Consider the following 24,833-nt stretch of genomic DNA (forward strand, 5'->3'; position numbering starts at 1 on the left):
CGTACCAGTAGGAGTGAATTTGATTTTGTGGAAGGGAAGTGTGCCGGTGTGGCCTTGCATGTTCAGGAATCTGGAGATCAAAGTGCATCCTATCTGATGGTATTCTTACACGGTGGCGGAGTGAGCGGCTGGATGTGGGATAGACAAGTGAAGTATTTCGCCCATTATCATTGCATGGTTCCAGACTTGCCTGGACACGGGTTAAGTAATGATGACATTATATTTTCAATTCAAAGCAGTGCAGAACAATTAATCCAATTGATCGGAGAAAAAGCAGGCGGAAAGAAAGTCGTCCTGGTCGGATTCTCTTTAGGTGCACAGGTTGCTGTCCAGATGATAAGCCTGAGACCTGCGCTCATTGATTTTGCCATAATAAACAGTGCTCTGGTCAGACCCATGCCATACGCTAAAAAGTGGATTGGACCGGCAGTCAGACTAACCTTCCCTTTAATTAAACAGAGATGGTTCTCCAGGCTCCAGGCTAAGACACTATATCTGGGCGATGAATACTTTGAACGATATTATGCAGAAAGCTGCCGGATGCCGCCTGACGCCCTGATCGCAGTGCTGGAAGAGAATATGACGTTCACTATTCCAGCCGGTTTCAGTGAGGCCGCAGGCAAGATACTGTTTACAGTAGGTGAGAAAGAAAAAGCTGTGATGAAGCAATCCGCTAAGGATCTTGTTGCTGCCAGCTCCAATTGTAATGGCGTGATCATCCCTGGCATTGGACATGGGGTCTCTCTGGCGAGGCCTGACTTCTTTAATCAAATGGTCGACACATGGGTGCATAAAGGTGATGTACCCAAGGAATGCAAAAGGTTTGATGTATTTTTTTGTTCATCGTAAATAGTTTATTCCGTATCCTTCATATTAAGCTTATGTCTCATTATTATCGCTTCCTTACCCACCCTGAGCTGAATCTCGCCATGCTGGTCGGTCCGGTATACCTCTGTATTGGCGTCCTCCAGCCGGTCTAGTACATCGCCATTTGGATGCCCGTAGAGGTTGTTCACACCCGCAGAGATTACCGCCGCTGCCGGATGCCAGAAGGTCAGCCAGTCTGCGCTGGTGGCGGTTTTGCTGCCGTGGTGAGCGACTTTGAGGATGTCGATGGGCTTACCTGCCTGTATTCCGGCCTGCTGTGCGGATTGCAATATCGCTTCCTCCGCTGCCTGGTCCATATCGCCTGTGAAAAGAAAGCTGCGGCCGTTCATCTCCAGCCGAAACACGACCGATTCGTGGTTCTGATCCTCCACTTCATCCGGCAGAGTCTGCCCGTCCGCAGGCGGCTCCGGCCAGAGAAAATGCAGCTGCGCCGCCTCATCCGGAGCCAGGACCATGCCCTGCTGTACCGGATACAGCCGGACTCCTGCGGCAAGCGCTGTAGTCATCAGCTTGGTGTACGGCTCCGTATCTGCCAGCGTCCCGTTGAACAGCAGAGCAGACACTGGCATACCCTCCAGCACCGCCTGCAGCCCTCCGGCATGGTCCTGATCGCCATGCGTCAGGATCACCGCATCCAGCCGGTGGATGCCCCGCTGCTTCAGCAGCGGCAGCAGCGTCTTGGCTCCGACCTCGAACGGGCTGCGGCGGATTCGCCAGGCTTCCTTCTTCCCGAAACTCACCGTTCCGCCGCCGTCCACCAGAATATGGGCTCCGCCCGGCGTGGTAATCAGGATGCTGTCTCCCTGCCCCACATCCAGGTAGCTGATCGCTCCCGTCCCGTTCAGGTCTTCTGCGTAGTAGCCTTTGTAGAGCAGAAGGGCTAAACCTGCGGCGCACAGCATAGCGGCGAGACTGCTCCAGCGCGTAACGTCTGAATGCGGAAATGCCTGGAGGGCCAGCGCGGCTCTTCTGCTGTTCGCAGCTGCCGCTGGGACCGCCTTGTTACTGCTGGTATTGCCGGCCTTACCACGGCTCTTTCCCGGCAGCTCCAGCTCGGTCAGCGGCCGGGTCTCATCCTCCATATACTGTGGAGCAAGCGTAATCTCCGTCCGTCTCTTCAACGCATACAACACACCGTAAAGTAGCCCGTAGTATAGGCAAATCCACAGTAATGAAGGTGAAGCCCAGATCAGCACACCTGCTGTAAACCCGTTTACCCACTCCACTGCCTCAAACGTAGCATTATTCAGCAGCTCTGCAAGCTGCACAGTTAAGAGGGCGGCAGTATTCCAGAACCGTCCAAGCAGCAGCGCCAGCGTACCAAGCGGCAGCACCAGGAACGTGATGAAAGGAACGAGCAGCAGATTGGCGGCAAAGGACAGCAGCGAAAATTGGTAAAAATAATATATCGTTAGCGGGAAAGAGACCAATTGCGCAATGAAGGTTACCGAGAGGGCGCTGCCCAGCCAGTTAGGTAAACATCTGAACAATGGCGCGGCCAGCGGCGTATATACCATGAGACCTGCTGTCACCAGAAAGGACAGCTGAAAGCTGACGCTGAGCAGCAGATACGGGTTCCAGACCAGCATCATCAGCGCCGCAGCGGCCAGAATGTTCATTCCATCCTTAAGGATACCGAGCCTTGCGGCAAGCAGAGCAATCATGCTCATCAGCCCGGCGCGAACCACTGACGGTCCGGCACCGGACAGCAGTACGTAGGCTGGTACAAGCAGTAATGTTACCGTGAGTGCTGTTTCTCTCGTGAAGCGGCAGCGGCGCAGAAGAAATAAGATCACCCCGACATAAACCGCAACATGCATTCCCGAGATCGCCAGAATATGAGTCAGCCCCAGCTGTGAGAATTGCTTAAAGGTCTCCGGGTCCAGATCCTCCTGGATGCCGATGACGAGTCCCTTCATATAACCGGCATGCGGCTCCTCGAATAAGCGCTCCATCTCTGCGCCGAGGGTGGCGCGCATCCTATCATTCCAGCGCAGAATGCCGGATAGCTGCCACGATGCCGGAGGAGCAACCTTTACGCTGGCTGTTCCGCTCCCTTTTAACAGCCAGTGGATTTTGTTCGTGAGCAGATAAGCTTGGTAATCGAATCCGCCGAAGTTACGCGCTATCTGCGGCTGCGCCAGCTCTCCTTCAATGACTACCCGGTCTCCCCGCTGCCATAGGGCAGCTACAGCGATTTCGCTTTCTTCCTGAAGCTTGATTTGAACGGCAACCAGTTCCCCTTTTGCTTCCTCTTCTGCTCCTGTTATTGCGTCTGCCGCTACCACGACAGCTACTTTTTCTTTTGTAGCTACTTTAGCTCCCGTTTCTACATTCGCCGCTGTTTCGTCCACCTGACTTCCCTGCCGCTCGAGTCCGATCCGTGACAGCTTCACCGTAAAATCAACCCGGTCCCCGTCCCGCTCCACCGGAGACGCAATAACGCCAGCGGCTGTAACGTTACCCTCATTCAGTTCGGTTGCCGATCGCCCCAATTGCTCCGGCAGCAGGCTCACGTTACGCGCCTCACTCCACTCCCAGTACATGGCTGCCGCAGCAATCGCCAGCCCGAACACAGCAGCCGTTCTCCAGCGTATACCGCCGCTGACCGCCCAGATTGCAGGCAATAGCAGCAAGCCTGCGAGGTAGATCAGCAGACTGCGTCCGGAGAACAGACAGCCTGCCGCACTTCCGGCAATCCAGCAGATCGTGAAGCTTAAGAGCGGCCTTCTGTTCATCAACATCTCTCCTTTAATCATGGGTCTATTCTCTTCTTCCCGTCAAAATGGAACTACTCTTTTCCTGTCCCGCTGCCGCAGCAACGACAAAGAACCCCTGCAAACGCAAACACATGCGTAAGCAGAGGTTCTTCCCCTGAAGATCTGAAGCTATCCATAACACTAACCTGTCCCTATTCTGTGTGGTGACGCAAGTCCTCCGGTATGCTTCCGGTTATTCCGATACCGAGATCATTGTTTCCTTCGGCGGCTCATAGTTCTCCAATTGGCGGAACACAATTCCTTTGGAGGACAGCATGGCCTCAACCTTCTCCATATCCTTGCGGTACGGACGCAGATAGACAATCTCTACAATCCCGCTGTTGGCTAACATATTGGCACAGGTCCAGCAAGGTTCATCCGTGACGTAGACGGTACTGCCTTCCCGGTCACTCCGGTCTGTGAACAGCAGCAGATTCTGCTCAGCATGGATTGTACGGATACAGCGCTGCTTCTTCACCATGGTCTCTACGCCGTCAATGATCTCCCGCTCATATTGCTCGGAGACCATACAGCCTGCTTCCGAGCAGTCCGGAACACCCATCGGTGCGCCGTTATAGGCGGTGCCCAGCAGCTTCTTACCCTGCACCAGCACAGCGCCGACATGGCGGCGGGGACAGCGCGAACGGGTGGAGACCATGCAGGCAATATCCATGAAGTATGTATCCCAGTTCTTGCGGTAAGCCACAGTCATCAGCAATCTCCACTTCCTCTTAGATAGTTGTTCATTATTGTAACATAATGCAGCATTCTTTCACTATACAGCTTGTCCTAACACTAGCCTGCCAACCGTTCTCATTACAGCATCATGCTGCGTAAACCGCAATTGCTGATAGAAACGTCGATTCTGGCGTTAAGCTCAGTTTCCGGCAGGCTCAGGCTTGACCTGTTACTATTCCCTTTCATTTTCTGGACTTAACTGTATTCTGTACAACTAAAAAGACTGAAATTCGGATGAAAAGCAGTTTAATTGCACTTCGTACACTTATATCACGATCTGCTGAGCTAAAATCGCCACACAACGTATTTTAGTTGTACGAAGTGCAACTAACTTTAAGAAATTAGTAGTTTTACAGTTTTTAGTTGTACCAAATACACTTATCTGACTGGCGGAGCATACGGTTGGGCATGGCGGGTAGGCTCGGCTCCATCAGACAACTTTGTCTAACAACAACCCGGTAATTCCCTGCCAATTGTAGTTTATACAAGCGTCAGTATGGATGCTGCCGCCCGTTCGAATCATCCAGCGGGTCCCTGGACTCAAAATGCCACCAGCGGCTTCAGCTGCTCCAGCAGCTTCGGTCCGATCCCCTTCACCTTACCCAGATCGGTCAGGCTGCGGAACGCTCCCTTGCTGCTGCGGTACTCGATAATCGCCTGCGCCTTCTTCTCCCCGATACCCGGCAGGTCCATCAGGGCTGCGGTATCGGCAATGTTCACGTTGACCCTGCCATCAGCAGCCACTGCTGGAGCTGCGGCACCTGCTGCTCCAGCGCTCCCAACTGCACCAACTGTCCCGCCACCTGCAGCGCCGCTGCCCGCCGATCCAATCACTGCACCGCCAGTTACTTCACCACCGCTAACGGCTCCACTTCCTCCTGCTCCAGCCGTTCCGCTTACAGCGCTATTTCCCGCTACTCCAGCCGTCCCTCCATTTACACCGCCCTCATTTCCTGCTACTCCTGCCACACCACCATCTACAGCGCCACTCCCAACTGCACCAACCATCCCCCCACTAGCGGTCCCACTCCCAGCTACTCCTGCGTCCCCACCACCAACCGTTGCCCCGGCCTTACCGTTCGTATTCCCGTCATCCCCACCTGCCGCTGCCCCGGCTGTCCCCGCCGGAGCAGCAATCCCGGTGCCATTAATCACTCCGGCCTTATCACTTACAGCACTGCCCTCACCACCTCCGGCCTTATCACTTACAGCACCGCCCTTACCTCCGGCCTCACTTACAGCAGCGCCCTCACCTCCGGGCGCTGCCAGCGCCTTACTACTCCCGGCACCGCTGCCACTAATAGCCGCTGCCCCTTCAGCGCCGCTCCCACCATCTTCACCACGCACCCCTGCCGTTCCCGTGCCGCCATCCGCCACCCCCAGCGCCTGCGCCATCCCGGCGTTCAGGGTCTCCCACCCGGCGATGCCATTCTCTGCCCTGTGGTCTGCAGCCCAGACCAGACCACCGCCCAGCAGGGCAGCGGCGATGGCGCAGCCGATCATTCTTTTGCCCATGAAGCTGTCCTCCTTCAGTAAACTGGAATTTTATTCAAAAACAAGCTTAAAACCTGTCATTTGTCCAAGACTGCCGTGCATACATTGAACGAAGAGTATTCCTGTAAGCCCAGAACCCAGCAACATTAGAAAGGAGGTAACCACAGGATGAAAGTGGGATTTATCGGAACAGGCAGCATGGGCGGTCTGCTCATCGACACCTTTCTTCGTTCGGGAGCCCTTGACCCGTGTGATGTGCTGGCCAGCAACCGCAGCCCGGGCAAGCTGAGAGAGCTGAAGAAGCTTCATCCCGGAATCACTGTATGCTCGGGCAACATCGAAGCCGCGTCCGAGAGCGATATCGTGTTTCTGTGTGTCAAACCTTTGCAGTTCAAAATGTTAAGCGATGAGATTGCCCCTTACCTGCGCAGCGAGCAGATTGTCGTATCCATTACTAGTCCAGTTCAGCTGTACCATCTTGAATCCGTACTGCCCTCCAAAATTGCCAAGATTATTCCCAGCATCACCCATTCCGTCAAAAGCGGGACTTCTCTGTGCATCTTCGGAAGCAGATTAAATAAAAAAGACAGGCTGGTCCTGCTCCGGCTATTCTCATGTATTGGTGTTCCTGCGGAAATCCCGGAGAGTCATACGCGGATTGCCTCTGATTTCTCCAGCTGCGGCCCGGCGTTCATCAGCTATTTCCTGGAACGGTGGATCGAAGCGGCTGTAGAAGCAACCGGCATTGATGAGGCCCTGGTCAGCCGTCTGGCCGGTGAAATGCTGCTTGGTACAGGCAAGCTGCTGACAGAAGGCTCCTTCACCCCGCAGGGGCTGCAGGAACGGGTTGCCGTCCGCGGAGGCATTACAGCGGAAGCGCTGAACCACCTGCGTACGAGTCTGGAAGGGGTGTTCGAACGCCTGATCACCACTACGCATGACAAATACGATGAAGATGTGGAAAAGCTCGACGAGCTGTTCGGGCGCAGCAGCATCGTCCAGAGCCCACTTGACCGCTAAGGCAGCTGCGGCGATAGCCTTCTGCCAACGTCCATTGCCATAGCTTATTGCAAGGGCCGTATGCCTTGCCATCGTCCTTCCCCTCTTGCCATGCCCGCCTTATGCTACGCTCTGCCGCTCCGTTCTCCGCTTCCGGTGCACTGCCGGAAACCAATAAAACCCGCAGCACGGAGTCATCCGTTGCTGCGGGCAATGTTGCGTTCTTCGCTTAACCCACTACTATATTTACCAGCTTGCCGGGAACGGCAATAATTTTACGTACGGTTTTGCCTTCGACGGCTGCCTTCACGTTCGGCAGGGCCAGCGCATGGTTCTGCATGTCTTCCTGACCCATATCCATAGGGATCAGTGCGCGCTGAACGATTTTACCGTTAACCTGCACGACAATTTCCACTTCCGCATCTACGGTCCAGGCTTCATCATAAGCCGGCCATGCGACATAGCTGATGCTTCCTTCGTGACCCAGCAGCTGCCACAGCTCTTCGGCAATATGCGGTGCCAGCGGCGACAGCATCTGGACGAACTGTTCTGCCGCTTCTGTGGACAGGCTCTCCTGCTTGTAAGCGTCGTTGATGAAAATCATCAGCTGGCTGATCGCCGTATTGAACCGCAGATGTTCAAAGTCTTCGGTTACCTTCTTCAGCGTCTTATGCCAGGTCCGTTTGAATTCATCGGTACCGCCATCTGCCGAGATCTTAGCGCTGATGCTGCCATCTTCGTTCACGAACAGGCGCCATACGCGGGAGAGGAAGCGGTGGATGCCTTCCACGCCTTTTTCATTCCAAGGCTTAGTCGCTTCCAGCGGCCCCATGAACATTTCGTAGACGCGCAGTGTATCTGCGCCGTAAGCTTCTACGATTTCATCCGGGTTGATGACGTTGCCGCGCGATTTACTCATCTTCTCATTGTTGTTCCCCAGGATCATCCCCTGGTTCACGAGCTTGTGGAACGGTTCCTTCGTATCGACTACGCCGATATCATAGAGAACCTTGTGCCAGAAGCGGGCATACAGCAGGTGGAGCACCGCATGCTCGGCTCCGCCGATGTACAGGTCAACCGGCAGCCATTCCTTCTGCTTCTCGGGTGAACACAGCTCCTGATCATTGTGCGGATCAATATAGCGCAGGTAGTACCAGCAGCTGCCGGCCCATTGCGGCATGGTGTTGGTCTCGCGGCGGGCTTTCATTCCTGTCTCCGGATCAATTGTTTCGACCCATTCGGTTACATTCGCCAGCGGGGATTCACCTGTGCCCGAAGGCTTGATGGCATCCACATCCGGCAGTACCAGCGGCAGCTGGTCCACAGGAACGGTCTTCATTGTGCCGTCTTCCAGATGCAGAATCGGAATCGGCTCCCCCCAGTAACGCTGGCGGCTGAACAGCCAGTCGCGCAGGCGGTAGGTTACTTTGCCCTTGCCGCTGCCCTTCTCTTCCAGCCAGGCAATCATTTTGGCGATAGCTTCAGTATTCGACAGGCCATCGAGGAATCCGGAATTTACGTGCGGGCCGTCGCCGGAATAAGCCTCTTCTTCGACGTTGCCGCCTTGCACTACTTCAATAATATTCAAGCCGAACTGCTTGGCGAACTCCCAGTCACGGGTATCATGGCCCGGAACAGCCATAATCGCTCCGGTTCCGTAGCCGGCCAGCACGTAGTCGGCAATCCAGATCGGCACCTGTGCGCGTGTCACCGGATTGATTGCATAAGCGCCGGTGAAGACACCGCTTTTCTCTTTGGCCAGATCGGTACGCTCCAGATCACTCTTGCGGGAAGCCTTGTCGCGGTAGTCTGCAACGGCAGCCTTCTGCTCTTCTGTTGTAATCACATCAACCAGCTTATGCTCCGGTGCCACGACGCAATAGCTTGCTCCGAACAGGGTATCCGGACGGGTGGTGAACACTTCAAGCGTAGCCTCATGCCCTTCAATGGCAAAAGTCACCTCAGCGCCGGTCGATTTGCCGATCCAGTTGCGCTGCATATCCTTAATGCTCTCTTCCCAGTCCAGCTCATCCAGATCCTCGAGCAGACGGTCTGCGTATTCGGTAATTCTCAGAATCCACTGGCGCATCGGTCTGCGGACCACGGGATGGCCTCCGCGCTCGCTTTTGCCGTCGATCACTTCTTCATTCGCCAGGACGGTACCCAGCGCTTCACACCAGTTCACGGAAACCTCAGCTACATAAGCCAGACCGCGGTTGTACAGCTGGATGAAAATCCACTGCGTCCATTTGTAGTAACCCGGATCAGTTGTGCTAATCTCGCGGTCCCAGTCGTAGGAGAAGCCCAGCGACTTGATCTGGCGGCGGAAATTATCAATGTTCTTGAAGGTAATGTCACGCGGATGCTGTCCGGTATCCATCGCATACTGCTCAGCCGGCAGTCCGAAAGCGTCCCAGCCCATCGGGTGCAGCACGTTGTAGCCGCGCATCCGTTTGAAACGGGAAACAATATCAGTAGCGGTGTAGCCTTCAGGATGGCCTACGTGCAGCCCTGCGCCGGAAGGATACGGGAACATATCCAGGGCGTAGAACTTCGGTTTGCCTGCTTCTTCACTTGTCTTGAAAGTCTTGTTCTCGTCCCAGAATTTCTGCCATTTCGGCTCGATAGTCTGGGCACGGTAGCCGGTGTGGGCTTGGGTAAATGTGTTGTCGCTCATCTTATGCTCCTCCTTGGAGTGTTGCTGTCTTAGGTAAGGCTAATGTTATAAAAAGAAATACTGTAAATAAGGGTCACTGCAGAAAGTTTTGGGCTTCCGCCCGCTGTTATATTCGGATTTCCTGATTAGAACCGCTCATCGCGGTAGAAATCCGAATCTAAAGGCGGCCACTAACGTTGCTACAGCTCCAAAATTTCTATCCGTTCCTTTATCTTTACATAAGTTCTGTTAAACCAATCCGCTAGCCCTGGCGGAACAGCAAAGTCCAAGAACCCGCAATGCTTCGCTGGGGGCCGGAAGGGCTGAAAAGCCAAACCCGCCGTTGATTCGCCAGGTTGGCAGGAACCCGCCCAAGCTTCGCCGGACCGGCAGAATCCGCAAAGCCCAGGCCCCGCTTCGGATCGCGGAACTGCTGGAATATCCTTGACCGTGCGGCGCCGCTGGAACCATCCCAGGCTTCCCGCCGCTCCGCCGGACTAACCGCAAAAAAACCTCCCATCCCTAGCGTATTATCGCTAGGGACGAGAGGTTTGAATTCCCGTGGTACCACCCTAGTTAGCGGCGGACATTCTTTGTCCGGCACTCACTTTGACACCCTTTAGCGGGGGTGAGGCGACGACGGTTCACACGCCGGTCTCCTTATTAATGAAGCTTAAGGAACCTGCGGCTCGCGCCGTTACTCCGAGGTGAGTTCACTGCGGTCCGTTAACCGGCTCGCACCTGAGGTGCCGGCTCTCTGCAATAACGGTCTCACGAATTAATACTCCTCTTCATCGCACTGCTATGTGTACTGCTTCTTATTCGTAATATTCACCACATTATAACCAAAAGATACATGTACCGTCAATGATTTAGCAATATCCCTGCCTTTATGCCGGCTTTCTGCGGATATAATAGGCGATGATATGCTGAATGACCACTTTACCGGCTGCGAAGAACGGCACCGCCAGAATCAGTCCGATCATTCCGGCGATCTCCCCGCCGACCAGCAGCGCGAAGATAATCAGCAGCGGATGCAGATGAAGCTTCCGCCCGACGACCTGCGGCGAAATGACGTTGCTCTCCAGCATTTGGCATAGTGTATTCACCACAGCTACCATTAGTACCAGGCGCCACGAGAGGGTTGAAGCCATTACAATGGCCGGAGCCGCACCCAGAAACGGACCCATATAAGGCACAATGTTAAAGACCGCTACCACACAGGCGAAGAGCAGCGCATAAGGCATACCGATAATCATATAGCCGATATAGGCCAGCACGCCGATGATGATGCAGACAAGAAACTGCCCGCGGATATAATTGCCAAGCGCTTCATCAATGTCCTTCAGCAGGGTGACAATCGACTTGCGGCGGGAACGGGGCAGGCAGGATACAACGGTCCGTTCGAACACATCGAAGTCCTTGAGAATGTAGAACACCAGAAAAGGCACAATGAATGCATTGAACAGGATACCGATCGTCGACGCAATATTATTAAGGAAATGGGAGATACCTTCGGCCAGGCGGTTTTCCAGCTGATAGAACCAGTTATTCATCCCCGTCTCCACGCCGGGCGGAATCAGTCTGGAGTTCATGTTCCGCATCAGACCCTGCGCATGCAGTGTCATTTCGGGCAGATGCTCGTTAAGCTCCTCAAGCTGCTCGATGAACATGGGGATCAGGTTGATCAGAATTACCGCGAGTGAGGTGAGAAATACGGCATAGATCAGCAGGACGGCCACGCTGCGCGGCATTTTTCTCCTGGAGAGCATGGAAACCACGGGATTCAGCACATATGAGATGATCATTGCCGCCAGGAACGGGGCGAGGATCGCTTTTAGAAACAGGAATATTCCCTCCAGCATTGGGCGGAGCAGCCAGACGAAATAAAGAATGATCAGGGAGAGCAGCACGCCGATCATCAAGCGGAACCATTTACTTTGGGACCATTGCTCCATAATACCCCTCCTGAACATGTACAGCCTCTAACAGTCATGCAATATTAGTATGTGTGAGAGGGTAATGAAATACTCTTGCCTGCAAAAAATTGGTTTTTTGTTATTCGGGTTGGAAAGTTGGTATAGTGGCCGGCATCAAGGTCCGCTAAAATCATATTGTAAAACGCTTTCATTCCGAGGAGGGGTACTTTTATTATGAAAAGGTTAAAACGATTATGCGGTGCAGGTATGCTGTTGCTGCTTGCCGGATTGCTCACTGGAGCTCCGTCTGTTTCGGCAGCCACCGTCTTTGATGAGCCTCTGACCTACTTCAATTCCGCAACCTGGCAAAAAGCCGACGGCTATTCCAATGGCGGGATGTTCAACTGCACCTGGCGCGCTAACAATATCTCATTTACAAGCGGCGGACAGCTTCGTCTGGCACTGACCAGTCCCAGCAATAATAAATTTGACGGTGCAGAAATGCGGTCTGTCTACAAGTACGGCTACGGTAAATATGAAGTCAGCATGAAGCCTGCCAAGAACAGCGGAATCGTCTCTTCCTTCTTCACCTATACCGGACCTTCCGACGGCACGCCCTGGGATGAAATTGATATCGAGTTTTTGGGCAAGGACACCACTAAAGTCCAATTCAATTATTATACAAACGGGGTTGGCGGTCATGAAAAGATCGTGAATCTGGGATTTGACGCTTCCCAAGGTTATCATACGTATGCCTTCGATTGGCAGCAGGGCTACATTAAGTGGTATGTGGACGGCGTTCTGAAGCATACAGCCACCAGCAATATTCCGTCCCGTCCCGGTAAAATTATGATGAATCTCTGGAACGGAACGGGAGTGGACTCCTGGCTCGGTTCCTATAACGGAGCCAATCCGCTCTACGCTTACTACGACTGGCTGAAATTTACAGGCAACTAAAAACGAAATTTGGACTCCGGCGGCGCACAGAGCGCACCTGCCGGAGTCCTTTTACATCTGCCCGGAAGCCGTTATCTTCAGAATTTGTTATCCGGATTGACACATTGGTATAGCGGCCAGAGCCTGGGTTCTGTACGATAAAAGCAAGAAACATCATCACAGGAGGAACAGAATTGATACGCAACAGGTTAATCAAAGCATCCGTAGCCGTTGCTGCTCTGTCAGCAGCAGTATGGGGCCTATGGACCTTCAGTACAGCACCCCGATCCGAAGCAGGAGGCGTGAAGGACTATTTTACAGAATTCAATTCGGAGTTCTGGAAAAAAACGGATGGTTATTCCAACGGAGACATGTTCAACTGCACCTGGCGAGAAGATAACATCTCATTTGCCGGGGATGATCTTATGACCCTGTCTCTTACCAGCCGGTCCCCCGGCGAGTTCGACGGTGCAGAATACCGTTCGCTGGAAAAGTACAGCTATGGCAAGTATGAAATCCGTATGAAGCCGGCGGCCAATCCCGGTGTAGTCTCTTCTTTCTTCACGTATACCGGCCCTTCGGAAGGCGAGCCCTGGGATGAAATCGATATTGAATTTTTGGGTAAAAACACCCGCCAGATGCAATTGAACTACTTCACAGACGGCATCGGGGGACATGAAAAGGTGATTGACCTCGGCTTTGACGCGTCAGAAGAATTTCACTGGTATGGTTTCGACTGGAAGAGGGATTCCATTACCTGGTATGTAGACGGCCGCCCTGTTCATACAGCGACCGAGAGTATCCCCTTTACTCCGGGCCGTATTATGATGAATCTCTGGAACGGAACAGGTGTGGATTCCTGGCTGGAGGCTTATGACGGCAAGGCTCCGCTACATGCTTATTATGACGAATTCCGCTATACTCCAGCGCCAGACCGGGGCGAGTAAGAAGCTCCAGCGCCTCTCCGACAAGAAACCGCCTTGATGAAGGCGGTTTCTTGTCCCTGCGGACTCATCGGCGGCTGCGGTCCCAGGCATTGACCTCCGAGGTTTCGGACAATCCCCCGTAGGCCTTCCATTTGCCGACAAACTCGTCAAATTCCCCGATACCGCTGTCTGCAAAGATAATGTTTTGAAAGCTTTTTTGTTCCAGCTTCTTCAGCAGCTCACCGTCGCTCTTCATCGTCTTGGTGGGCGGTCCCGTGAACTGTTCCTTACGGGAAGCCTCCTTCTGGCCCAGCAGCACCGGGGTAATATCCTCCGGAATCTCCTTGATCACTTCGGAGGGAATTCTCGCCCCGTCGAAGGTCAGTGTGTAGGAGGCCACCCGGATGACGCCCATCGGCAGCGCAGAGGGCTCAATGGTCGCCTTGCCGCCCGCCATTGCCCAGTCATAGCCCTCTGCAAGACCATTAATGAACTCGCCGGTGGAGGTAGCATAATAATCAAACATATAATTCTGATAGGTAAAAAAGATTTCGGGGTGCTTCATTTTCTTGTTAATCAGTATTGCTCCGTTGACAGGTAAGGTGCCTCTTCTCATAGCGGTACCTTCCGGTCCGGAGGGTATCGCAACAGCCTTGACAGACGCCTGCGGGTCTGCGGCAGTCAGGGAAGACAAAGGCCAGCCGCGCATCCAATACGGGCCGGCAATCATGCCGGCCTTGCCGGAGACGAACCGGTTGGCAGCGCCCTCTTCATCAAGCCAGGCACTGTCGGTCGACAAGTACCCCTGCTGGACCCAATGCTTCATAAGCGCGACAGCCTTCCGGGCGCCGGGCTGCACGGAACCATATTCCAGGGTTCCGTCACTCCGGCGGTTCCATTGTTCGGGAACCGTGCCAAACGCTCCAAAAATCCAGCTGCTGTCCCCCATCCAGGTACTGGGACCGTTTCGGAATCCTAACGCAAGGCCGTAAGTATCCTTTAATCCGTTGCCGTCCGGGTCCTGGTTGACAAAAGCGTCCATGACCTGTTCCAGCTCATCCAGAGTCCGAGGTGTTTCCAATTTCAGCTTGTCCAGCCAATCCTGGCGAATCCAGAGCAGCGGATCGGAGTTGTATTCGTAATCCATGATGGGAATCGCATACTTATGCCCGTCCCGCACGAAGGCATTCCATGCCGAGGTGTCCTCGGCAACAGCCTTCTTCCACACCCGGGAGGCATATTGTTCAAATAAACTGCCGACTTCCATGAATTGCCCGGAGTCAATCAGCTCCTGAATGATGGCTGCATCCCTTGTAGTGACAACATCGGGCATATTGCCTTTGGCCAGCTCAAGCCTCAGCTTGTTGGCGTAGTTCTCGGAGGTGCCGGAGATGGTCCAGAGATAACGGATACGGATTCCCAACCGTTCCTCCGCCCAGGCCGTATGCACATTATGTTCAAGGCTCTCGCCTTTTTTAAAGGTCAAATTGGGGTTCACGGAGCCCACTGTGTACAGGTCTATGGGCGGATTATATTTACCCGCTTTGACGTCAAAATGAGGCGCCGTGCTCTCCGGGGAAGCGGCCGGGAGAGTGCCCCCGGAGCTGCGGAAGGTGCAGCCCGACAATATCAGGACCAGCGCGATCAACGGCAATCTGAATTTCATGGAACCACCTGCTTTTCGTAATGTTCTGGAGGGCCGGACAACTTGTATCATAATCTTCTTCGGCATCACATGGTACACTTCTTTTATTACGGCTAACAGTGAAAGCTTCTGAAAAGGATGATTTTATGGCCTGGCGTCCGAGTTTGTTTATTAAAATGGTTGCAATCCTGCTCTCCCTTATATCAACCACACTCTTATTCTACGGATTATCCTACCGCAAGGATATCGGAGTCATCACGAGTCAGATCAAGACAACGGACCTGAATCACCTGGAGTTCCTGACCCAGCAGATGGACAACAATATCAACCAATTGGCGGGCAGCATGTATGCTCTTCAGAGAGACCCGACCATCCGTGACTACGAGCAGATCCGGCAATTGGGCCATCTTATTGACCCCGCCCAGACCATTATGACCGTGCTGGAGAAGCTCTCCCTTCAGACCAGCTCCAGTACGTGGGAGAACCGGATTGTCCTGTACAAGCCGCACAACGGTGAGACCTTGGGGTCAGATTCCTCACTCTCCTTTGATTCCTCCGTACTGGAGAATCCGCTTCCGGCAGGCTGGGAGTATATTTCTGAGGACAGGGGCAGCACTGAAGCGGGCTTCCGCCTGCTGCTGTCAGATCCCGCTACAGAAAGCAGCCCTCCCCGAGAGGCGGAACTGCTGTTGTCGATGTATTTCCCTGTATCCAACATTGAACGAATGTTCGATGCCTACCAGTCACAGAACAAGGGCGATACCTTCCTGTTCCATCCGGTTTTCGGGATGATCCTCTCCCGCAATACCGACCGGGAAATGGCTGAACGGATCACCGCAACGCTTGATTCCGCAGACGGACAGGGCACATCGGAGATCCTCAACCTCAAGAAGGGCAGCTTTCTTATCAGTTCGGTTCCTTCATCGGCCATTAACTGGCGGGTCGTGCATTATTCGCCGCTGAAGCAGATTCTTCAGCCGATCCGCAGCAGCCGTTATTTCTTCCTGACGGGATCGGCTTTTCTCCTGGTCATGAGCCTGTTGTTCTCATTGCAGCTATATCGTCAAGTGCAGCGTCCGGTTAGCCTTTTACTGCGTTCGCTCAACAGGATGAAGGAAGGACGCTGGTCTACCCGTATTCATACCAAGACCAATCCTGAGTTCACAATGCTCAACGAAGAATTCAATGAAATGGCAGAGAAAATTCAATTGCTGATTGAACAGGTCTACCTGGAGCAGCTCCGGGCCAAGGATGCCCACTTGAAACAGCTTCAATCGCAGATTAATCCGCACTTCCTCTACAACTGCCTGTTCTTTATTAAGAGTAAGGCCGTTGTCGGCGACACCGATTCGGTGGAGGCTATGGCGCTTAACCTCGGAGAATATTACCGCTACATCACCAAGGCGGACCATTCCCTCACTACGCTGCAGGACGAGCTGAAGCTGCTGGAGAATTACCTGGAGATTCAGAATTTGCGGAAACAGCGCATCCGCTATGAGATGGATATCGCGGAAGATCTGCTGGGTCTGCCGATTCCCCGGCTGCTGATCCAGCCCTTGGTGGAGAACAGCATCATTCACGGCATTGAGAAAAAGATCGGCCAAGGCTCCATTCGGATCACCGCCTCCCATACACAAGAGAGTGTCATAGTCACCGTTGCAGACAACGGAGCTGGCATGACGGATGAGGCAGTTACCGCTTTGCAGGCCCGGATTTCCGAAACGGCGCGCGAGGACGGAGGCTGCGGGCTATGGAACATCCAGCAGCGCCTCAGGTCCCATTATGGTGATTCATCCGGCCTTCTGATCGCCCCTTCACCTGAAGGCGGCTTAAAAATCACTCTTCGCATGGAGAAGAAAGAGGAACCCTATGCATCAAATTCTTCTGATTGACGATGAACCTTATGTCGTCGACGATCTATCCATTTCGCTTCCTTGGACGGAAATGGGATTTGAACAAGTCCACAAGGCTTATTCAGGATACGAGGCACTGGAGCTGCTTCAGCGTTATCCTATCGACATTGTTGTCACAGACATCAATATGCCTGAAATTTCAGGCATCGAACTAATCGCCTCCATCCGTAGCCGCTGGAAGCATATCCGGGTCGTTATGCTGACCGGTTATGCCGAATTCGAATATGCCCGCAAGGCGATTGAAGAGCAAGCCAGTGCCTATCTGCTTAAGCCAATTGCCAATGACCAGTTGGTTGCCGTTATTGGCAGGCTCCAGGAAGAGCTGCGCGGCGAATGGGAGACTTGGTCCTCCTATCAGCGGACAATGCAGACCTTCCGCGAGCATCTTCCGCTCCTGCGGGACCGGCTGCTCGGCGAGCTCCTGCAGGGGCGGAAGATGTCCAGGCCGCAGCTGCACGAGCGGCTCTCCCAATTCGATCTGCCGTTCTCCACCAGCCTGCCGGTATGCCTTGTAATCGTCAGACCGGAGGAGTTCTTCCGGCGTCAGGACATGGGCAGCATGCTGCTGTTCGAATACGCCATTATTAATATCGCGCAAGAGCTGTTTCAAGACCGGTTCCACATCTGGTCAAGCAAGGATGTCCATGATTATCTTGTATTTCTGCTGCAGCCCAGGGAAGACATTGAACCCCGCCTGAATCTGGCAGATGATATCACCCAGGCCGCCTATCAGCTGCAGAATCATGTCAGCACGCTGATTGGCGGCGGCCTTTCTGTGGTCACTACGGGTTGGGGAGGATTCCCGGATCAGGTGTACACGCTCTATCAATCCGGCATCTCAGCTATCCGCCAGCATATCGGCAGCGAAACAGGCACCTATCTGGATGCCACGGACAACAGCAGCTTTAACCCTGTAGAAATTCTCCAGCCGCTCTACGAGCCTCCGCTTTTCTTCCATTTATTCGAAGCGAACAACTGGCAGGGGATCGAAGACAAGCTGAACGCCATCGCTTCGGAGCTGGCCCGGAATCCGGACCACTCTCTTGAGCATATCCATGAGGCCCGCCTGCATCTGGAGACGGCATTCTATTATTTCGCCCATAAGAATAAGAAGATGCTGGGCGAGATCGTGGGCAATCCGCTAATGAAGCAGGCCCCCTTCCAGACGGCAGACAAGCTGCGGGAATGGGCGCTGGAGATGGTTAAGCTGCTGAAGGAGCATTTCGAATCCGAGCGGCGGGACAGCCGGACAGTCCTGATTCGGAACGTACATGAATATATTGACCGCAATATACATTATGTCTCCCTTCAGGCCATCGCCGATCACGTCCAGATGCATCCGGTATATCTGTCCAAAATGTACAAGCTTGAGACAGGCAAGCGGATCAGCGACTACATTAGTCAGGTTAAGATGGAAAAAGCGGCGTATCTGCTCATTCATACGCCGCTGAAAATTTATGAGGTTTCCGCCGAGCTGGGCTACTCCAATGCCCATTACTTTATCAAGCTCTTTAAGGAGTACACGGGGATGACCCCGCATGAATTCCGTGACCGGGCATTATAACATCTTTACTCTTCAAACCGCAGCTCCACCTCGTGGGTGAGCCCGTCATCCGGAGTCGGAATAAACCGATCCTCCAGCGCCCGGCCATCCAGTGTCAGACGGGCATCACCGCCGTGCATCCGGCGGAAGCCTTCCGGTTTACTGATCCGGATACAGTACGAAGATTTGCCAAGCTTGAGAGTGTAAGAGAATTCTGTCTGCTCTTCCCGCAGGATCGGACTCAGTGCGATGCCCTGCGCCGTATATTCAATGCCCAGCGCTTCCATCAGCGAGAGGGTGAGCCAGGTCGAGGTGCCGCTTAGCATCGGACCGATATTCTCACCGGTCTCGCTGTTATTATATTGAGTGCAGAATCGTGGATTTCCGCAGACTGCAAACGGATCCTCCATCGTCTTGAACGGCATGATCCGGTCCAGCAGCCAATAGCCGAGGCGGCCCAGCTCGGCAGCAAGCCCTGAATCCGAGACTTCCTTGGCACCCTTGAACATCGCAGCTGCGGCCATCATGCAGGCATGCTTGAATACGCCGCCGTTCTCCCGGTCACCCGGAAAGTATTCGTCCGAAGCTGTGTGGGTAGAGACCCGGCCCAAGGCAACCGGCGAAACCAGCTTCAATCCGAAAGGAGTCATAAGATGCGACTTCATAGTGTCCAGCATCACCGAGATCTGCGACTCATCGGCACAGCCCGACAGGATGCTCCAGCTGAAGGAGTTTAAGAAGTAAGAACCCTCGGATGCCGGATCTGCTGACAGACCGTCTCCGGCAGCTCCCAAATAAGTGTATTCGCCATCCGGGTACCGGTTGAAGAGCACGCGGGCGAAGAAATCGCCCTTCCAGGCATGCTCCTGAATACGCCCGCGCAGCTTGGCTCCGAAGCGGTTCAGCTCATCGGCATCATCCTGCTCCCCTTTGCGGGCAGCCAGAGCAGACAGTCCATCTACCGCTACCTTCAGCAGGAAGGCGTTCATGACGCTCTCGGAATAATCGCTGTCCAGTGAATCCCCGAAGACCCCGCCTGCCTGCAATTGCTCCCGGTAGAGCTTTTCCTTAGCTGGACCGTTCAGATACGTGTCATCCAGCTTAAGACAGTCGTTCCAGTCTGCGAAGTCCAGTAAGGGCAGACCGTGGCGGCCGATTGAAATCTGCCCTGAATAGACAATAATCGCCTTGAGTGTCTCGAAGACCGGCCGGCTCGCGTCTTGTCCCGCTACCGGACAAGACTCGTCCAGGAACTCGAGATCGCCGGTAAGCATTACATAGCGGTAGACGGCTTGAACAAGCCATAACGCATCGTCGGACCATTTGCCCGGCTCCTTGCCGGCCCAGAAGAAGTTATGATAGGCATAGCCCAGTTCAAACACCATGCCGGTCCATTCCTTAAGCAGACTTTTCACCAGAGCGCTTCGTCCCATGCCGACAAAATAATACATCGATGCGTACAAATCCTGGATTTCGCGGAAGCCGATCTCCCTGTAGCCCTTCTGTGTCTGGCAAAAGGAACGGGAGACAAAGCTTTGATAGAGCACCTGAAACGGCAGATTGCGGTTGACAAAGACATCGAAATTCTTGTCATCGGAGAATACCTGCAGGAACTTGCTGTAATCCCGCACGAACCCGGCTGATTCCGCCAGCGCTGATTCCGCCGCGCATGGGTCGGAGAAACGGGCGACCAGAGCCCCCACTTCATCCGCCAGCACTGTGTCATTCCAGGGCGCCCCGCTCTTGTCGGAGACAAGACCGGTCAACTGGTCAACAGCTGTCTTAGTTCCCGCAGCCGCTTGAATTTCCCCGGCTACCGCGAAGAAGCCGGGCCCCTTACGGTGCAGAATGTTACTCAGTCTGAGCGCGCCGGACGGACGGTGCAGCGGGCCTGTGCCGACAAATTCATTGTAGCTGACGCAGTATTCACGGGGCAGCACCGGTCCTTCTGGCCCGTGAACGATCATTGTGTGGAAGCGCAGATCATGACGGCCGCCTTCGGGATAATAATCCGGACTGATGGCTGCCACGGCTCCCGTATTATCCTGGAGCACTCCGCCCTGCATAATAACGTTGCTGTACAGCACATCCTCAAACAATGCACCCGGTGCGGCGGAACCGAACATTCCCGTGTAGACGATCCGCAGACGGCGGTCGGCTTCCCCATGGTTCTCAATCTCAATCCGCTGTAATTCGGTAGCCAGAGGCAGGCCCTCGTATTGAGGCAGAATAGAGATGATTCGTGTAATCTCCAGTCCGCAGCGCGTGCGGCAGGTGATTCGGGTTACATTCTGTGAATGCCGGCAGACCGCCGATTCCATTCCCTCATCTCCGGGGTCCGCGGAATAGAAGATCTGCTTCCCGTCCTCGAACAGATAGAATTGCCGGTTAGCCGGGAACCCGTTCTCCTCCTGGCGCATATCCCAGCGGGTGGCCAGCACCTGGGTGGCCGCATGTGAACGGAAGCTGCCGCCGCCCAGCCGGTCAACAACGCTTTTCGGGGTGGTCTGAAGCGGATGGGGAAAGCTCAGACGGTTGCCCATCAGCAAATTGACCGCGAAATGCGGACCCGGCACGGGTGAACGCAGATCAATTACATGCTCGCCCTCAGCGTTAAGCGCGCCTGCCCAGCCCGGGGCAGCCTGCAAGTGCGCCAAAGCCACGCTTGCGGCAGCCTCCGGTACGTCAACAGTCTGCTCCTGTCTTCCGGTGTGCCGGATATACAGTGACAATTCCGTGGCATCTTCGTTTACGGCGAACAACGCGGAGGCACCCGCTTCACCCGGCAGCAGCGCTGCCACATCGGGGAGCTTGAGCAGCTCCTGAATGGCAGGCAGCCGAAGCGGCAGACCGGCTATGCCTACAGCCCCCCGGCGTTCCGAATCCGTAAAGAGGGCGCTGATGTGCGCCCCGGGGCCAATCCGGTCTGCGAAGGCTTGTCTCAGGATATCTTCAGCCGAAGCCATCGCTTCTCTTGCGGTAGTAAATTTCAGCATGATTGCTCTCACCTTTCCTGGCATGCTGCGGGTCAGCCCTTGACGGCCCCCGCGGTCATACCGCTGATAAAGTATTTTTGCGTCATGAAGAATATGACCATGACCGGCACGGTTACAACCGTGGAGGCTGCCATCAGCAGATCGTAGCGGGTATTGTATTGGCCGACAAACAAGCGGATACCGACCGGAATCGTCTGTACATCCGAGCTGGTTGTCAAAACCCAGGCGAAGAGGAGCTCATCCCACGCGGTAAGGAAGATGAAGATGCCTGTCGCAATAATGCCGGGCAGAGACAACGGCAGAATGATTTTGCAGAAAGCCTGAAATTTCGTACAGCCGTCAATCGTAGCCGACTCTTCCAGGTCTCTTGGAATTGAGACAAAGAAACTCCGCATAATCCAGATACTGATTGGGGTGTAGAACGCCGTGTAGACGAGAATCATTCCCCAGTACGTATTGATCATCGGCAAACCGAACGTATTCTTGATCCACAGGAACATCAGATAAATCGGGAACAGGAACATAATCCCCGGGATCAGCTGGGTGGATATGATACTCATGCTGAACAGCTTCGCTCCGGGAAAATCAAACCGGGCCAGCGCATACCCGGCCAGAACGGCAAAGGAGCCGGCAAGCAGGGTTGTCGCACCGCAGATCAGAAGGCTGTTGCGGAAATAGACGGCAAAATTAACGGTATCCCACATATTGATATAATTGACCCACTGCGGCTTCGGCAGGCTAAAGGTAGTGATACCGTTCAGAATTTGGTCATTAGAGTGCAAAGAGGTGAAGATCATCCACAAAATGGGGAATATCGTCAATACAACGATGACCCAGGTTAGTGAGGTCAGCAGGAACGAACTGACGGAACGTTTACGGTGTGTACTCATTGGGCATTCAACTCCGATCTAAAGGCGCGGTACCAGATACCGACGACCATCAGCATGGCAAACATCAGCATGATTGAAGCGGCAGAACCCGAACCGAAGGACCAATAACCGAAGGATTGGCGGGTCAAGGCTGTCATCAGGAGGTCTCCCCATTCCCCCGGATATCCGGCACCGTTGCCGAACATCGTGGAGACGATGTTGTAGGAGTACACATTGTTAATAATCTGGAATAAAAGCTGTACCGCAATAACCGGCTTAAGCATCGGCAGCGTCATGTTCCAGAACTGGCGGAACTTGCCCGCACCGTCAATGGTTGCCGCTTCATAGATATCTTCGGGAATAGTCTGGAGTCCAGCCAGGAAAATGACCATCAGGAACGGCCAGCCGCGCCAGATGGTTGGGATAATGATCGCCCAGATCGTATTCGGTCCCAGCAGCCAGAAAGGCTTCTCATTGAAGAGATGCAGGACATCGACCAGGAAATAGTTGATAATGCCTTCCTTCTGCCACATGAAACCCCAGAGCACACCGACCACATAAGACGGAACGACCCATGGGAGCAGCATGGCTGTACGGGCAATGCTGCGTCCGGGAAAATCACGGTTCAGCAGCAAGGCCATCATCAGGCCCATGATCATTACACCGATCGTTACAATGACTGAATAAATCGCGGTGTTGCGGATGGCAAAGTTGAGCCCCTGGCGGACCGGGTTATCGGTGTTGAACAACAGGCCAATATAATTGTCGATCCCCACAAACGGCGCCTTGAGATATTTGCCCAGTGTAAATTGGTTCAGCTTCAGGAATGACATCCAGAATCCCTGAATCATAGGGAGCAAATGCACCAACAGCATGAAAATGATGGTCGGCACCATCAGCATGTAAGCAAATTTATTCTCTCTGACCCGTTTGCGCCACAGTCCGCGCTTGTCGGAAGCAGCCTTCGCAGGCAGATTTTTTTCAGTATGGAGTCCCATCTCTTATCCCTCACTTTACTAATGGAAGAACCGCCGCACCCTATCGCGCGGCGGCATCCCCCTAATCCTCATAATTATTGGTTAATAATTGCTTTGACTTCGGCCGCTGCAGAATCCAGCTCTTGCTTGACGGTTTCTTCACTATATTTGCCCTTCACACCGGCGACAATATCCCAGATGTTGGCAAAATGCTTTTGCAGCGCCGTTTCCGTAGGTCCCCATTGAGGAATGGATGGATAGGTTCTTCCGTATTTCGTGGCTTCCGAGAATGCTTTCATGCTTGCATCCAGATCAGGCGATTCCAGAAGTGACAGTCGAGCCGGGAGCTGGCCGGATACGGCAGCATAAGCCTTCTGCGCTTCATCGCCAGTCAGGTACTTAATCAGATCCCAAGTCGCTTCCTTGTTCTTCGAGCCGCTGAATACGGTCAGCTCGCTGCCGCCGACGAAGGTAGCTTGTCCGCCCGGACCTGCCGGAAGCGGAGCCACCGCGAAGTTCTTGGCCGCTTTCTTGTCATCCATACCGCCGTTTGCTTTCGGTGTCGCAAAGTTCTTGGCGAGCCAAGGGCCGGAGATAATGACCGCCGATTTACCGTCGCCGAAGTCGCTCTCAATCTGAGACGAATTCTTCTCAAGCGAAGATTTATCCACAAGGCCTTCAGCGGCAAGTCCGGTGTAGAACATCACGCCGTCAAGCCCCTTCTCTTCGTTGAAGGCAACATTTTTGTTATCCTCCGAGAGAACATCGCCGCCTGCAGCCCAGATCCAAGGGAAGATATTATGCACTACGTTCCAGTCGTTTTTACCCGGAAGTCCGAGTGCAGCGATCTTTTTGCCGTCAACGGTCTGTCCGTTGACCGCTTGCAGCGCGCTTTTGAAGGAATCCCAATCCTTGAAGGCTGTGGCTGTATCAACCCCGGCTTGCTTGAATACATCTGTCCGGTAGTAGATAGCACGTGCATCTACGAACCAAGGTACTCCGTAGACTTCACTGTCGCCCGCGATGGAGGTAGTCTGCCAGATTGCCGGCAGGAAGGCTTCGGCGCCGCCCACATCAGCTACCTTATCCGTTACTTTATCAATGCCCCCCATGCTGGCGATAGCAGGGACCCAGGTCGAGCCGAGCTGAAGCAAATCCGGGCCTTCGCCGCTTGTAGCCGCCGTTGTAATCTTGGTCCAGGCGGAACCCCAGTCCAGCACGGTTACCTTAACGGTGACATTCGTATGCTCCTTCAGGTAAGGATCAAGCGTCTTCAGGAAGTCAGCATCCGGCTTGGGACTGTTCGGCATCACCCACGCGTTCAGGGTAACAGGGTCCGTGCTTGGCGTTGCAGGAGCGGCAGTTGCACTGGATACTTCTTTCTTTTCTCCGTTGTTAGCCGAACTTGATTGATTGTTATTACCTCCACATCCGCTGACCACTACTGAAAATGCCATGAGTAGTGCGGTGATGGATACTGCTGTCTTTTTCACAATAAATCTCCCCCATTGTCGTTTGAAAATCACGGAGAACGGCTGCCCGTCCTCCATGTATTGATTATAAAAGTGTTTCTTG

The 24,833-nt window shown here is 53.9% G+C and carries 17 protein-coding genes; 6 read left to right on the plus strand and 11 right to left on the minus strand.

Annotated features, from left to right (window positions below; translation table 11 throughout):
- Positions 1–48 precede the first annotated feature (48 nt).
- The gene (locus tag P40081_RS28250; protein WP_042141550.1) at positions 49–849 is read left to right on the plus strand and encodes an alpha/beta fold hydrolase; all 801 of its coding nucleotides are present in this window, start codon (positions 49–51) and stop codon (positions 847–849) included.
- 5 nt (positions 850–854) lie between these two features.
- On the opposite strand, the gene P40081_RS28255 is transcribed toward P40081_RS28250, so the two are convergent.
- The 3 genes from P40081_RS28255 to P40081_RS39865 form a co-directional block, all read right to left on the minus strand.
- On the minus strand, positions 855–3,626 hold the full coding sequence (locus tag P40081_RS28255) for a ComEC/Rec2 family competence protein (protein ID WP_042141552.1): 2,772 nt from the start codon (positions 3,624–3,626) through the stop codon (positions 855–857).
- Positions 3,627–3,840: 214 nt separating this feature from the next.
- Positions 3,841–4,359: a deoxycytidylate deaminase gene (locus tag P40081_RS28260; protein WP_039300969.1), complete on the minus strand. Its 519-nt coding sequence runs from the start codon at positions 4,357–4,359 to the stop codon at positions 3,841–3,843.
- A gap of 566 nt (positions 4,360–4,925) precedes the next feature.
- Entirely contained in the window at positions 4,926–5,900 is a 975-nt protein-coding gene (locus P40081_RS39865) for a ComEA family DNA-binding protein (RefSeq protein WP_052422055.1), read from the minus strand.
- 147 nt (positions 5,901–6,047) lie between these two features.
- Between P40081_RS39865 and comER the strand changes: the two genes are divergently transcribed.
- Positions 6,048–6,899, plus strand: coding sequence for a late competence protein ComER (gene comER / locus P40081_RS28275; RefSeq protein WP_042139487.1), 852 nt, complete (start codon positions 6,048–6,050; stop codon positions 6,897–6,899).
- Positions 6,900–7,107: 208 nt separating this feature from the next.
- Here the strand turns inward: comER and leuS are convergent, their stop codons facing one another.
- From leuS to P40081_RS28290, 3 genes are all read right to left on the minus strand, one after another.
- On the minus strand, positions 7,108–9,555 hold the full coding sequence (gene leuS, locus P40081_RS28280; RefSeq protein ID WP_042139488.1) for a leucine--tRNA ligase: 2,448 nt from the start codon (positions 9,553–9,555) through the stop codon (positions 7,108–7,110).
- 241 nt (positions 9,556–9,796) lie between these two features.
- The gene (locus P40081_RS28285) at positions 9,797–10,138 is read right to left on the minus strand and encodes a hypothetical protein (protein ID WP_197074293.1); all 342 of its coding nucleotides are present in this window, start codon (positions 10,136–10,138) and stop codon (positions 9,797–9,799) included.
- Positions 10,139–10,424: 286 nt separating this feature from the next.
- Entirely contained in the window at positions 10,425–11,492 is a 1,068-nt protein-coding gene (locus P40081_RS28290; RefSeq protein WP_042139491.1) for an AI-2E family transporter, read from the minus strand.
- A 228-nt stretch (positions 11,493–11,720) separates the two neighbouring features.
- Here P40081_RS28290 and bglS (P40081_RS28295) point away from each other — a divergent pair, with 228 nt between their 5' ends.
- Together bglS (P40081_RS28295) and bglS (P40081_RS28300) are read left to right on the plus strand one after the other, a co-directional pair.
- Positions 11,721–12,410, plus strand: coding sequence for a beta-glucanase (bglS, locus tag P40081_RS28295; RefSeq protein WP_371916283.1), 690 nt, complete (start codon positions 11,721–11,723; stop codon positions 12,408–12,410).
- Between the two features lie 191 nt (positions 12,411–12,601).
- Entirely contained in the window at positions 12,602–13,336 is a 735-nt protein-coding gene (gene bglS, locus P40081_RS28300; protein ID WP_442950237.1) for a beta-glucanase, read from the plus strand.
- Between the two features lie 64 nt (positions 13,337–13,400).
- On the opposite strand, the gene P40081_RS28305 is transcribed toward bglS (P40081_RS28300), so the two are convergent.
- Positions 13,401–14,981, minus strand: a complete 1,581-nt coding sequence (locus tag P40081_RS28305) for an extracellular solute-binding protein (protein ID WP_042139492.1) — start codon at positions 14,979–14,981, stop codon at positions 13,401–13,403.
- Positions 14,982–15,106: 125 nt separating this feature from the next.
- On the opposite strand from P40081_RS28305, the gene P40081_RS28310 reads away from it, so the two are divergent.
- Together P40081_RS28310 and P40081_RS28315 are read left to right on the plus strand one after the other, a co-directional pair.
- Positions 15,107–16,852, plus strand: coding sequence for a sensor histidine kinase (locus P40081_RS28310; RefSeq protein WP_042139494.1), 1,746 nt, complete (start codon positions 15,107–15,109; stop codon positions 16,850–16,852).
- Positions 16,830–18,437, plus strand: coding sequence for a response regulator (locus P40081_RS28315; RefSeq protein ID WP_042139496.1), 1,608 nt, complete (start codon positions 16,830–16,832; stop codon positions 18,435–18,437). The genes P40081_RS28310 and P40081_RS28315 overlap by 23 nt, the downstream gene beginning before the upstream one ends.
- Before the next feature lie 5 nt (positions 18,438–18,442).
- On the opposite strand, the gene P40081_RS28320 is transcribed toward P40081_RS28315, so the two are convergent.
- The 4 genes from P40081_RS28320 to P40081_RS28335 form a co-directional block, all read right to left on the minus strand.
- Positions 18,443–21,412, minus strand: a complete 2,970-nt coding sequence (locus tag P40081_RS28320; protein ID WP_156118719.1) for a GH36-type glycosyl hydrolase domain-containing protein — start codon at positions 21,410–21,412, stop codon at positions 18,443–18,445.
- 32 nt (positions 21,413–21,444) lie between these two features.
- Positions 21,445–22,302, minus strand: a complete 858-nt coding sequence (locus P40081_RS28325) for a carbohydrate ABC transporter permease (protein WP_042139498.1) — start codon at positions 22,300–22,302, stop codon at positions 21,445–21,447.
- Positions 22,299–23,279: a carbohydrate ABC transporter permease gene (locus P40081_RS28330; RefSeq protein WP_081970185.1), complete on the minus strand. Its 981-nt coding sequence runs from the start codon at positions 23,277–23,279 to the stop codon at positions 22,299–22,301. The genes P40081_RS28325 and P40081_RS28330 overlap by 4 nt, the downstream gene beginning before the upstream one ends.
- A gap of 74 nt (positions 23,280–23,353) precedes the next feature.
- Positions 23,354–24,751 carry a sugar ABC transporter substrate-binding protein gene (locus P40081_RS28335; RefSeq protein ID WP_052422056.1) on the minus strand — a complete coding sequence of 466 codons (1,398 nt, stop codon included), beginning with the start codon at positions 24,749–24,751 and terminating at the stop codon, positions 23,354–23,356.
- Between the last annotated feature and the right edge of the window lie 82 nt (positions 24,752–24,833).

This window comes from Paenibacillus sp. FSL P4-0081 (assembly GCF_000758565.1).
Taxonomy (GTDB): Bacteria; Bacillota; Bacilli; order Paenibacillales; family Paenibacillaceae; genus Paenibacillus_AQ; species Paenibacillus_AQ phytohabitans.